Raw genomic sequence first — 12530 nt, forward strand, 5'->3', positions numbered from 1 at the left:
CTGAGCATGGCCGTCGATCCGTTGATCGGACTGCGTGACGTCGACAAGCGCAAGGAGGAGCCCGACCGGTACCCGCGCGTCCCGCGCGGCCGGGCCGCCTGCGCCGGGTGCTAGTGGGGGGCGTCCACACCGTGACCGGGCTCGACTACGATGGATCGTTCATCCCCGGAGCGACGGTGACCGGGCCGGGGACTCCGCCGCAGGGCGGACCGTAGGGGGCAGAAGTTCACCAGAGCCATACCCGGCCGGACGCGCGGCCGGAGATCACTGCTCGCACAGTGCAGGCGGTCCGGACGACGGGTCGGACGCTGTGCGGGGAGAAGGTCAGCCGCGCGCCGGACGGGTTGTGCTCGATGCGGAGCGGGTCGGGTAGGTGTGCGGCGCATCGCCGGACCGGCTTGCCGAGACCGAGCGGTCCCCCGCCGTGGAGGCGCGGCGGGGGACCGCTCGTCTTGGTTCCGGAGCATTACGGGTACTACGGGTACTACGCGTACTACGCGTGCGACAGGTACCCCGGCCGGTGCTCAGCTCGCCCGGTGCGATGTCGACGTCGAGGGCGCCGGGTCCACCAGGGGCGTACGCGCCGGGCGGGTCACGTCCGCCACCAGCTCCACCACATCCGGGCCGTACGCCTGGGAGTTGACGACCTTCAGGAGCAGGGCGAACGAGTCGGCGCCGTACTTGCGGTGGAGGCGTTCGTGATGGCGGGCCAGATAGCGCGTCGCCGCCTGGTTGTTGATCGCGCGCTGGCCGCAGAAGAGGAACACCGGCCGGGTGCCGTGCCGGTCACCGGTGGTGAGCCGCGCCAGCAGGACGAACTCGGTGATCCCGGGGTCCATGCGGTAGCGCTCGGTGCCGATCTGGAACGCCCCCCGGTCCGGGCCGGGTTCGGGGTCGATGTTCACCCGGAACCCCGGCAGCATCGCCGACATGTGCGCCAGCATCCGCCGGTTGGAGCTCGGCCCGCCCACGCAGAACTCCGTACGCTCCCCGAACCCCTGCTGCACCCCGTCCTGCGTCACCATCTGGACGTTCGCCCCGCAGTCCTTGACGAGCGCGGCCAGTTCGAGGAGCGCGAACACGTCGAAGCGGTGCACGGCGGGTTCGGAGGTCGCCGGGTCGCGGTTCACGACGAGCAGTGACTCGGAGTTCTCCGGCAGCCCGAAGAACGCCTGTTTACGGCGGAGCCGGCGCCTCCACAGGTACGTCCGCGCCAGCCAGCCGAGGGCCGCGCTGACACCGGCTGCCACCACGCCGAGGACGATGTTGCGCACGTCGTCGTTCATGGGCGCGCATGCTAGCGGTCCCACATGTCCCGGGCGTACCCGTGTTCGAGGTGTGGCGGTCGTATGACAGTGCCCTGAATGCGGCTGTCGAGGACGGGGCAGGGTGGCTACAGTGCGCGGACGGTCCTTGACTGGAGGTACATGCGGATGGCCCTGCGTCGCCCTGTGGTACGGAAACTGACGGTCCTGGCGGTCTCGGCCGCCGTGGTCTCGGTGGGGGCCGCCGCGCCGCCGACCGCCTCGTCAACGGCCGTGCAGAAGAAGGAAGTCGGGAAGGTCCCGGTCGCCGTCGGGTACGGCGGCGCGGTCTCCAGCGTCGACGCGGACGCCTCCGCCGCCGGCATCGAGGTGCTGCGCAAGGGCGGCAACGCGGTCGACGCGGCCGTCGCGACCGCCGCCGCGCTCGGCGTCACCGAGCCCTACTCGGCGGGCGTCGGAGGGGGCGGCTACTTCGTCTACTACGACGCCAAGTCCCGTACGGTGCACACCATCGACGGCCGCGAGACCGCCCCGCTGACCGCCGACGCGAACCTGTTCGTCGAGAACGGGCAGCCCCTCGCCTTCGCCGACGCCGTCAGCAGCGGCCTCGGCGTCGGCACCCCCGGCACCCCGGCCACCTGGGCGGGCGCGCTCGCCAAGTGGGGGAGCAAGAGCCTGAGTTCGGTCCTGAAGCCCGCCGAGCGGCTCGCCCGCGACGGCTTCACCGTCGACGACACGTTCCGCTCGCAGACCGCCGCCAACGAGACCCGGTTCCGCTACTTCCCCGCCACGGCCGGGCTGTTCCTGCCGGGCGGGCAGCTCCCGGTCGTCGGCTCGACCTTCAAGAACCCCGATCTCGCCCGCACCTACGCCGAGTTGGGCAAGAAGGGCGTCTCCGCGATCTACCGGGGCGACATCGGCAAGGACATCGTCGCCACGGTCAACAAGCCGCCGGTGGACCCGGGTTCGGGGTGGAACGCCCGCCCCGGCAAGCTCTCCGCCGCCGACCTCGCCGCCTACCGCGCCCACTTCCAGGCGCCCACGAAGACGTCGTACCGAGGACTCGGCGTCTACTCGATCGCCCCCTCCTCCTCGGGCGGCACGACCGTCGGCGAGGCGCTCAACATCCTGGAGAAGACGGACCTCTCGAAGGCGAGCGAGGTCCAGTACCTGCACCGGTACATCGAGGCCAGCCGGATCGCGTTCGCCGACCGGGGCCGCTGGGTCGGCGACCCGGCCTTCGAGAACGTCCCCACGAAGGAACTCCTCTCGCAGCGGTACGCCGACTCGCGGGCCTGCCTCATCAAGGACGACGCCGTCCTCACCAGCCCCGTCGCCCCCGGCGACCCGCGCAACCCGGCCGCCTGCGACACGAGCGGGACGGCGGCGCCGACGACGTACGAGGGCGACAGCACCACGCATCTCACCGTCGCCGACAAGTGGGGCAACGTCGTCGCCTACACGCTCACCATCGAGCAGACCGGCGGCAGCGCGATCACCGTCCCCGGGCGGGGGTTCATCCTCAACAACGAGCTGACGGACTTCTCGTTCACCCCCGCGAGCCCCGCGGTGCACGACCCGAACCTGCCCGGCCCCGGCAAGCGGCCCCGGTCGTCGATCTCGCCGACCATCGTGCTCGACCGGCACAACACGCCCGTGGTGGCGCTCGGTTCGCCCGGCGGGGCGACCATCATCACCACCGTGCTCCAGGTGCTGACCGAATTCGTGGACCGCAAGCTGCCGTTGGTCGACGCGATCGCCGCCCCTCGGGCGAGCCAGCGCAACCAGACGACCACCGAACTCGAACCGGCCCTCTACAACGGTGAGTTGCGGACGAAGCTGGAGGCCATCGGGCACGGGTTCCGGCTGAACCCCGAGATCGGCGCGGCGACCGCCGTGCAGCGGCTGCCCGGTGGGAAGTGGCTGGCCGCCGCCGAGACCGTGCGGCGCGGGGGCGGGTCGGCGCAGGTGGTGCGTCCGGCGCGCTAGACACCGGAGTCGGGCGGTTCACCCGTCTCCGGGTGGGCCGCTCTTCGGGCCGCCGCTCGAAGACGCGGCTGCTCTAACGCTCCCGTGCCGTCAGGACCCTCGGGCCCTCGTCCGTGATCGCGACCGTGTGTTCGGCGTGCGCGGCGCGGGAGTTGTCGTTCGTGCGCAGCGTCCAGCCGTCCGGGGCCTCGTGGTAGTCGTCACGGCCGCTCGCGATGAGCATCGGCTCGATCGCCAGGGCCATGCCGCGCCGCAGGAGCATGCCGCGGTGCGGGCGGCCCTCGTTGGGGACCGGCGGGTCCTCGTGCATCCGGCGGCCGATGCCGTGCCCGCCGAAGCCCTGCGGGATGCCGTAGCCCGCGTCCCGGCAGACCACGCCGATCGCGTGCGCGATGTCTCCGACGCGGTTGCCGACGGTCGCGGCGGCGATCCCGGCGGCCAGGGCGCGTTCGGCCGTCTCGATCAGCCGGACGTCCTCCGGACGCGGGGTGCCGACGGTGAAGCTGATCGCCGAGTCGCCCGCCCAGCCGTCGAGTTGGGCGCCGCAGTCGATGGAGACGAGGTCGCCGTCGCGCAGCTTCTGCCGGGTCGGGATGCCGTGCACGATCGCGTCGTTCACCGAGGCGCAGATGACGGCCGGGAACGGGGTCGGCGCGAAGGACGGGCGGTACCCCAGGAAGGGCGAGTCCGCGCCCGCGCCCCGCAGCACCCCACGCGCCACCTCGTCCAGTTCCAGTAGGGAAACGCCCACGTCAGCGGCGTCCCGCACGGCCGTCAGGGCATGGGCGACCACTTGGCCGGCCCGGTACATCTCGTCGATCGACGTGTCTGTCTTCAGCTCCACCATGCCAATTACTATACCGGTATTAGAATGGGGTCATGGTGCGCACCCCCTTGACCCAAGAAGAGCGTGAACGCGGCGAGCGGCTCGGCCGGCTGCTCCGTGAGGCCCGCGGCGGACGGAGCATGACCGAGGTCGCGGCGCGGGCCGGGATCTCGGCGGAGACGCTGCGCAAGATCGAGACCGGCCGGGCGCCGACCCCGGCGTTCTTCACGGTCGCCGCGCTGGCCGGCGTACTCGGGCTGTCCATGGACGAGCTGGCCGCGCACTGCGTCCTCGCGGGGGTGGTGTGAACGTCCTCCGGCGGACCGGTCAAGATCTCGCCATGTCGTCTTCGCGGCCCCTTCGCAAACTCCTCGTAGCCGTGCTGTAACACGGCTGGTGTTTTCTGGCCAGTCCGAGTGTGGCGGTCTGGCGGGAGTCTGGGGATGAATGTGGATCAGCTCCCGGGGCAGGTGCGGGAGTTCGTGAGCTGCCTGGAGGGCCTGCTGGGGCGCCTCGATCAGGGCGGCGGCTGGTGCGCCGTGTTCTGGCAGCGCGACCCAGACGGCATGCGGGCCTGCCTGGACGGCAGCGAGATGCCGCCCTGGGACCTCCTGGAGGCGCTCCTCCAGGACCTGGCGTCCGCATACGGCGCCGCCGTCGCGGAGAAGGAGGCGCGGCGCGTCCGCGCCCTGCACACCGCCGCCCTGCGCGCCCACGACTCCCGGCCCGGCGCCCGTGACGCCCTCGGCGACCGGCTCGACGTGATGCTCCGCGAGCAGCGGTACGCCGTCGAACGGCAGGCCGCGGCCGGACGGCAGCTCGCCTCGGCGGTCACCCGTGAGCAGGCGGAGGCGGTCCGGCTCGACCTGGCGTGGGCCCACGACGACCACGAGCGGGCGACCGCGCGCTGTGCCGAACTCCGGTCCCGGATAGCTGAGTTGGACCGGCTGGAGCGGGATGCGAGGGACGCGGGGGACGGGCGGGGCGGCTCGGCGGGCGGGGGCGTCGGCGAAAAGGGCGCGTTCGGACGGGACTTGAGCGGTCGGCTGCGGGGATTCCGGGGGAGCGAAGGGGAGTTCGGCGGGGGCGAGGGGGCTGCGACGGGGGCCGGGTGGGGTGCGGCGGGTGGCGCCGAGGGGCGTGCGGCGGGAGCCGGGTGGGGGTCGGACGCCGTCGAGGGCGGTGCGGCCGGGGCGGCGCGGGGCGCGGACGGCTTCGGTGGGGGTGCGGTGCCGGACGGCCGGGGTGCGGGGGGCGGCGCCGGGCGTTCCGGTGCCGGGGAGGAGGTCGGCCGGTCCGGCGGTGACGAGCCGGCCGTCGTGCCCAAGCAGCGCAAGCGGCGGCGGGGGAGTGCGCGGTTCGCCGGGGCCGTGGAGGAGGAGGGGGCCGCCGTCGTCGTACCGGAGGAGGCGGTGGCGGCGGTGCCGGAGGCCGACAGCGGGCGGGGGCCGCGCGGGGCGCGGTTCGCGGGGGCCGGGCGGCGCGGGGCCGAGGTGAAGGCGGAGGCGGAGCCCGTCGTGTCGCCGGACGCGCAGGCGCGGCGGGAGACCGTCGAGGTGGTGCGGCGGCTGGTCGCGCTGCGGGGCGAGGGGCGCAGTGGGGAGGCGCACGCGCTCCTCGTCGAGCTGGCGTACTGGCCCGCCGCGCGGATTCCGCTGGTCGCCGGGGAGCTCCAGCGGGCCGGGCTCGGGGCCGACTGGACGACGCTGCTGTGGGAGGCGGCCTCGCTGCCCGCCGAGCGGCTCGTCGAGGCGGCGGACGCGCTGGCCGGGGCCGGGCGGGCGGGCGACGGGGAGCAGATCCTGCGGCAGGGGGTCGCGCGGCCCGCCGAGGAGATCGGCGAGGCCGTCCTCGGGCTGGTCGGGGAGGGCCGCAAACGGGAGGCCGGGGCGCTGCTCGACGCGTACGTACGGGTACGGGCCCCCGAGGAGGCCGCCCGCAGCGTCGCGCCGGACCCCCGGACCCTCGTACCCCTGCTGGTCCGGGCCGCGCGGGGGGTGTCGGACGAGCGGTACTGGGATCTGGTGCACGCGCTGAGGGTGGCGGGGTTCTCGGCCTGAGGGAGTACGGGTACGGCCCTGTCGTACCCGTAGTACTTCCGGCACAGCCTGTTGCTCCGAACGGCCCCGCCCCACCCCCCACCGGAGTGTGAAACGCGATCGACTCCCCGGGTTAACGGCGGTGGTCTTGGCAAGGGCGTCCCGGAGGCTTACGTTCGTGCCTCTATGGCCCGCTTTCTACGGGCGTAGAGGCTCTGACGTCCCGTCGAAGGAGCAGCTCATGGCCAATGTCGTACGTGCCGCACTGGTCCAGGCCACCTGGACCGGCGACACCGAGTCCATGGTGGCGAAACACGAGGAGCACGCCCGGGAGGCGGCCCGGCAGGGCGCCCGGGTGATCGGCTTCCAGGAGGTGTTCAACGCGCCGTACTTCTGCCAGGTGCAGGAGCCGGAGCACTACCGCTGGGCGGAGCCGGTGCCGGACGGGCCGACGGTGAGCCGGATGCGGGAGCTGGCGCGCGAGACGGGCATGGTGATCGTCGTACCCGTGTTCGAGATCGAGGGAAGCGGTTTCTACTACAACACCGCCGCCGTGATCGACGCGGACGGCACCTACCTCGGGAAGTACCGCAAGCACCACATCCCGCAGGTGAGGGGCTTCTGGGAGAAGTACTACTTCCGGCCGGGCAACGCGGGCTGGCCCGTCTTCGACACGGCCGTCGGAAAGGTCGGCGTATACATCTGCTACGACCGCCACTTCCCGGAGGGCTGGCGGCAGCTCGGTCTCAACGGAGCCCAGCTGGTCTACAACCCGTCGGCCACCTCGCGCGGACTCTCCGCGCACCTCTGGCAGCTGGAGCAGCCCGCGGCGGCCGTCGCCAACGAGTACTTCGTCGCCGCCATCAACCGGGTCGGCCGCGAGGAGTACGGCGACAACGACTTCTACGGGACGTCCTACTTCGTCGACCCGCGCGGACAGTTCGTCGGCGAGCGGGCGAGCGACAAGGACGAGGAACTCGTCGTCCGCGACCTCGACTTCGACCTGATCGACGAGGTCCGGCAGCAGTGGGCCTTCTACCGAGACCGCCGCCCCGACGCCTACGAGGGACTGGTGAAGCCGTGAGCGACCTCTACGCCCGCCACCGCAACGTCCTGCCCGACTGGCTCGCGCTGTACTACGAGGAGCCGCTGGAGATCACGCACGGCGAGGGCCGGTACGTGTGGGGCGCCGACGGCACCCGGTACCTGGACTTCTTCGGCGGCATCCTCACCACGATGACCGCCCACGCCCTCCCCGAGGTCACCAAGGCGGTGAGCGAACAGGCCGCGCGGATCATCCACTCCTCCACCCTGTACCTGAACCGCCCGATGGTCGAACTCGCCGAGCGCGTCGCCCAGTTGTCCGGCATCCCGGACGCCCGCGTCTTCTTCACGACCTCCGGCACCGAGGCCAACGACACCGCCCTGCTGCTCGCCACGGCCTACCGGCGCACCAACACCGTGCTGGCGATGCGCAACAGCTACCACGGCCGCTCCTTCTCCACGGTCGGCATCACCGGCAACAAGGGCTGGTCCCCGACCTCCCTCTCCCCGCTCCAGACCCTCTACGTCCACGGCGGCGTCCGCACCCGGGGCCCCTACGCGCACCTCGACGACGACGCGTTCACCGCGGCCTGCGTCGACGACCTCAAGGACCTCCTCGGCCACACCCGCCCGCCCGCCGCGCTGATCGCCGAACCGGTCCAGGGCGTCGGCGGCTTCACCTCCCCGCCGGACGGCCTGTACGCGGCGTTCCGCGAAGTCCTGCGCGAGCGCGGCATCCTGTGGATCGCCGACGAGGTGCAGACCGGCTGGGGCCGCACCGGCGACCACTTCTGGGGCTGGCAGGCGCACGCCCGCAGCGGCCCGCCGGACATCGTCACCTTCGCCAAGGGTATCGGCAACGGCATGTCCGTCGGCGGGGTCATCGCCCGCGCCGAGATCATGAACTGCCTCGACTCCAACAGCATCTCGACGTTCGGCGGCACCCAGATCACCATGGCCGCCGCCCTCGCCAACCTCACCTACCTCCTGGAGCACGACCTCCAGGGCAACGCCCGCCGCGTCGGCGGCCTCCTCATCGAACGGCTCAGGTCCGCCGCCGCACAGGACCCCGGCGTCCGCGAGGTGCGCGGACGCGGACTGATGATCGGCGTCGAACTGGTCAGGCCCGGCACCGACGAGGCCGACCCCGACCGGGCCGCCGCCGTCCTGGAGGCGGCCCGCGAGGGCGGCCTGCTCATCGGCAAGGGCGGCGGACACGCCACCAGCGCGCTGCGCGTCGCCCCGCCGCTCACCCTGACCGTCGCGGAGGCCGAAGAAGGCGCCGCGATCCTCGAAAGCGCTCTCAGGAGTACGCGGTAACAAAGGAACGACACCATGACCACCACCTTCGAACCAGCTCTGTCGGTCCGTCAGGTCCTCTCCCTGGAACGGGTGCTGGCCGGGGAGCCCGAGGTGGTGGCCGGCTCCGGCCAGCTCGACCGGCCGGTGCGCTGGGTGCACGTCGCCGAGGCGCCCGACGTCGGCGTCATGCTCAGCGGCGGCGAAATGGTCCTCACCACAGGGGTGTTGCTCGCCGGCGACGACGGCGCCCAGGCCGAGTACATCCACTCCCTGTACCGCGCGGAGGCCGCGGCCGTCGTCCTCGGGCTCGGCCGCGCCTTCCCCACCCCGCCCGACGCGATGCGCAGGGCCGCCGAACGCTGCGGACTGCCCCTCGTCGTCCTCCACCGGCCCTTCCCCTTCGCCGAGTTGACGGAGGAGGTGCAGTCCCGGCTGGTCCGCCGGAAGTTCGCCGCCGTCAGCCTCTCCGAGGCGGTGCGCACCGCCCTCACCGGGCTCATCACCGCCGGAGCTCCGCTGCAACGCCTCCTCGACGAGGTCGCCCAGCACAGCGGCTGTCCCGTCGTCGTCACCAACCTCGCCCACCGCGTTCTCGCCACCGCCGGGGAACGCCCCGCCGTCGACGACGTGCTGCGCGACTGGGAGCGCATCGCCCGGCAGGCCGGCGGCCGGGAGGGGGACGGCTGGGTCCGCGCCGAACTCGGCGGCCGGGGCGAACGCTGGGGACAGATCGTGCTGTGCGGCTACCGGGGTGACACCGCGGGCGGCCGGCTCCTCGCCGACCGGGCCGCCGAGGCGCTCGTCCTGCACCGCATGCTGGGCGCCGCCCCCACCTGGGAGGAGCAGTCCGCGCAGAGCCTGCTGACCGACCTCGTCTCCGGCGTCGTACCGGCCCGCCGGCTCCTGCCCAGGGCGCGGGCCGCCGGGCTGCCGGTCAACCGCAGGACGTTCGTGCCGCTCGTCGTGCGCGACCGGGACCCCGGCGAACTGGAGCGCACGCTGCGGCTGTTGGGGCTGCCCGGACTCGTCGCCGAACTCGCCGACGGGATCACCGCCGTCCTGCTCAGCCTCCCCCGCGACCAGGACGCCGACGCGCTCGCCGCGCACTTCGCGGCCCGCCTCGGACCGGCCGTCGTCGCCTCCGCCGGGCCACGCGCCGACTGGGAGGACGTCCCGGCGGGGCTGCGCGAGGCACGGCACGTCGCCGACGCCGTCGACGGCGCGGGCGACGCCCTCGACCTCCCCGGCGTCGTACGCCTCAGGGACGTCCATCTGCGGGGGCTGGTGCGGCTGCTCAGGGACGATCCGCACGTCCAGGCGTTCGCGGAGCGGGAGTTGGACGGGCTGCTGTGCGCGGCCGACGAGGATCTGCTCGCCGTGCTGCGCACCTACCTCGCGACCGGCCGCAACAAGTCGCGCACCGCCCAGCTCCACCACGTCTCCCGGCCCGCCCTGTACCGCCGGCTGGAGGCGATACAGACCCGCCTCGGCGTCGACCTGGACGACTTCGAACAGGCCGCGTCCGTCCACATCGCACTCCTCGCGCACGACGCGCAACAGCGCTGAAACACAGATCCACCTGCGAAAACGGCGGTGAAACATGGGCCGAAGAGAGCGTGACACCGTGACACGCCGCACACCCGCAGACGTGACACGCTGCAACTCAAACCGGGCTCCAGGGCTTCCTAGGCTCCTCGCACACCGAGTGACCGGAGGTCCCGATGAGCAGAGTGATCCGTGCCGCGATCTTCCAGACCGCCTGGACGGGCGACAAGGAGTCGATGATCCAGGTGCACGAGCAGGCGGTGCGCGACGCCGCCGCCCAGGGGGCCCAAGTCCTGTGCTTCCAGGAGCTGTTCTACGGGCCGTACTTCTGCCAGGTCCAGGACCCGGCGTTCTACGAGTACGCCGAGCAGATCCCCGACGGGCCGATCGTCAAGCGGTTCCAGGCGCTCGCCAAGGAACACGGCATCGTCCTCGTGCTGCCGATGTACGAGGAGGAACAGCCCGGCGTCCTCTACAACACCGCCGCCGTCATCGACGCGGACGGCTCGTACCTCGGCAAGTACCGCAAGCACCACATCCCCCAAGTCCAAGGTTTCTGGGAGAAGTTCTACTTCCGCCCCGGCAACGTGGGCTGGCCGATCTTCGACACCAAGGTCGGGAAGATCGGCGTCTACATCTGCTACGACCGCCACTTCCCGGAAGGCTGGCGGGCGCTCGGGCTCGCGGGCGCCGAGATCGTCTTCAACCCGTCGGCGACCTCGCGCGGACTCTCCGCCTACCTCTGGCAGTTGGAGCAGCCGGCGGCGGCCGTCGCCAACGAGTACTTCGTCGGCGCGATCAACCGCGTCGGCGTGGAGGAGCTCGGCGACAACGACTTCTACGGGACCTCGTACTTCGTGGACCCGGAGGCCCAGTTCGTCGGCGAGGTGGCGAGCGACAAGGAGACCGAACTCGTCGTCCGCGACCTGGACCTGGCCAAGCTGCGCGAGGTCCGCGACCGCTGGCAGTTCTACCGCGACCGCCGCACCGACGCGTACGGCCCGCTGACCGCTCCCTGACCGGCGCCGCGCGGGCCCGGTACCACGGGGGCCGGGCCCGCGCGAGCGGCGGCGCACCAACCGTTCTTGAGAACAGGAGCAGGGAGCAATGAGCAGTCGTACCGTCATCCGCGGCGGTCTCGTCGTCACCGCGTCCGACGAGATCCACGCCGACGTCCTGATCGAGGACGGCCGGATCGCCGCCCTCGCCGCCACCGGCACCCCCGCGGCCGAGGCGTGGACGGCCGAGCGGGTCATCGACGCGACCGGAAAGTACGTCATCCCGGGCGGAGTCGACGCCCACACCCACATGGAGCTGCCGTTCGGCGGCACCTTCGCCTCCGACACCTTCGAGACCGGCACCCGCGCCGCCGCCTGGGGCGGCACGACGACGATCGTCGACTTCGCGGTGCAGAGCGTCGGCCACACCCTGCGCGAGGGCCTCGACGCCTGGCACGCCAAGGCCGAGGGTAACTGCGCGGTCGACTACGCCTTCCACATGATCGTCTCCGACGTCCACGACGAGACGCTCAAGGAGATGGACCTCCTCGTCGAGGAAGGCGTCACCTCCTTCAAGCAGTTCATGGCCTACCCCGGCGTCTTCTACAGCGACGACGGCCAGATCCTGCGCGCCATGCAGCGCTCCGCCGACAACGGCGGACTGATCATGATGCACGCCGAGAACGGCATCGCCATCGACGTCCTCGTCCAACAGGCCCTGGAACGCGGCGAGACGGACCCCCGCTACCACGGCGAGGTCCGCAAGGCGCTCCTCGAAGCAGAGGCCACTCACCGCGCGATCAAGCTTGCGCAGGTCGCCGGAGCCCCCCTGTACGTCGTGCACGTCTCGGCCATGGAGGCAGTGGCCGAGCTGGCGCGGGCGCGCGACGAGGGGCTCAACGTCTTCGGCGAGACCTGCCCGCAGTACCTGTTCCTGTCGACGGACAACCTCGCCGAACCCGACTTCGAGGGCGCGAAGTACGTGTGCAGCACGCCGCTTCGGCCCCGCGAGCACCAGGCGAAGCTGTGGCAGGGGCTGCGCACCAACGACCTCCAGGTCGTCTCCACCGACCACTGCCCCTTCTGCTTCACCGGCCAAAAAGAGCTGGGGCGCGGCGACTTCTCGAAGATCCCCAACGGTCTGCCCGGCGTCGAGAACCGAATGGACCTGCTCCACCAGGCGGTTGTGGACGGCCACATCTCGCGCCGCCGCTGGATCGAGATCGCCTGCGCCACCCCGGCCCGGATGTTCGGCCTCTACCCGAAGAAGGGCACCATCGCCCCCGGCGCCGACGCCGACGTCGTCATCTACGACCCGCACGCCGAGCAGATCGTCTCCGCCGAGACCCACCACATGAACGTCGACTACTCGGCGTACGAGGGCAAGCGGCTCACCGGCCGGGTCGAGACGGTGCTCTCGCGCGGCGAACTCGTCATCACCGAGCGGGAGTTCACCGGACGCGCCGGACACGGCGCCTACACCCCGCGCTCCACCTGTCAGTACCTCATCTAGGGAATGGCG

Annotated in this window: 10 protein-coding genes; 8 read left to right on the plus strand and 2 right to left on the minus strand. The window is 72.0% G+C overall.

Annotation, left to right across the window (positions count from 1 at the left end):
- Positions 1-524: 524 nt before the first annotated feature.
- Complete coding sequence (locus ABZX85_RS06490; RefSeq protein WP_355863014.1) at positions 525-1286, minus strand: hypothetical protein; 762 nt, start codon at positions 1284-1286, stop codon at positions 525-527.
- A 147-nt stretch (positions 1287-1433) separates the two neighbouring features.
- On the opposite strand from ABZX85_RS06490, the gene ggt reads away from it, so the two are divergent.
- Complete coding sequence (gene ggt, locus ABZX85_RS06495) at positions 1434-3254, plus strand: gamma-glutamyltransferase (RefSeq protein WP_355863016.1); 1821 nt, start codon at positions 1434-1436, stop codon at positions 3252-3254.
- A 73-nt stretch (positions 3255-3327) separates the two neighbouring features.
- Here the strand turns inward: ggt and map are convergent, their stop codons facing one another.
- Positions 3328-4101, minus strand: a complete 774-nt coding sequence (map, locus tag ABZX85_RS06500; RefSeq protein ID WP_355863018.1) for a type I methionyl aminopeptidase — start codon at positions 4099-4101, stop codon at positions 3328-3330.
- 32 nt (positions 4102-4133) lie between these two features.
- On the opposite strand from map, the gene ABZX85_RS06505 reads away from it, so the two are divergent.
- From ABZX85_RS06505 to hydA, 7 genes are all read left to right on the plus strand, one after another.
- Entirely contained in the window at positions 4134-4388 is a 255-nt protein-coding gene (locus ABZX85_RS06505) for a helix-turn-helix transcriptional regulator (protein ID WP_355863020.1), read from the plus strand.
- A gap of 135 nt (positions 4389-4523) precedes the next feature.
- Positions 4524-6140: a hypothetical protein gene (locus ABZX85_RS06510; RefSeq protein ID WP_355863022.1), complete on the plus strand. Its 1617-nt coding sequence runs from the start codon at positions 4524-4526 to the stop codon at positions 6138-6140.
- 220 nt (positions 6141-6360) lie between these two features.
- Positions 6361-7203 carry a nitrilase-related carbon-nitrogen hydrolase gene (locus tag ABZX85_RS06515; protein WP_355863024.1) on the plus strand — a complete coding sequence of 281 codons (843 nt, stop codon included), beginning with the start codon at positions 6361-6363 and terminating at the stop codon, positions 7201-7203.
- The gene (locus ABZX85_RS06520; protein ID WP_355863026.1) at positions 7200-8483 is read left to right on the plus strand and encodes an aspartate aminotransferase family protein; all 1284 of its coding nucleotides are present in this window, start codon (positions 7200-7202) and stop codon (positions 8481-8483) included. Before ABZX85_RS06515 ends, ABZX85_RS06520 begins: the two co-directional genes overlap by 4 nt.
- A gap of 15 nt (positions 8484-8498) precedes the next feature.
- Positions 8499-10031 carry a PucR family transcriptional regulator gene (locus ABZX85_RS06525; protein WP_355863028.1) on the plus strand — a complete coding sequence of 511 codons (1533 nt, stop codon included), beginning with the start codon at positions 8499-8501 and terminating at the stop codon, positions 10029-10031.
- A gap of 155 nt (positions 10032-10186) precedes the next feature.
- The gene (locus ABZX85_RS06530) at positions 10187-11029 is read left to right on the plus strand and encodes a nitrilase-related carbon-nitrogen hydrolase (RefSeq protein ID WP_355863030.1); all 843 of its coding nucleotides are present in this window, start codon (positions 10187-10189) and stop codon (positions 11027-11029) included.
- Between the two features lie 88 nt (positions 11030-11117).
- Complete coding sequence (hydA, locus tag ABZX85_RS06535; RefSeq protein ID WP_355863032.1) at positions 11118-12521, plus strand: dihydropyrimidinase; 1404 nt, start codon at positions 11118-11120, stop codon at positions 12519-12521.
- Positions 12522-12530 lie beyond the last annotated feature (9 nt).

The organism is Streptomyces sp. NPDC004539 (assembly GCF_040610055.1).
Lineage (GTDB): Bacteria > Actinomycetota > Actinomycetes > Streptomycetales > Streptomycetaceae > Streptomyces.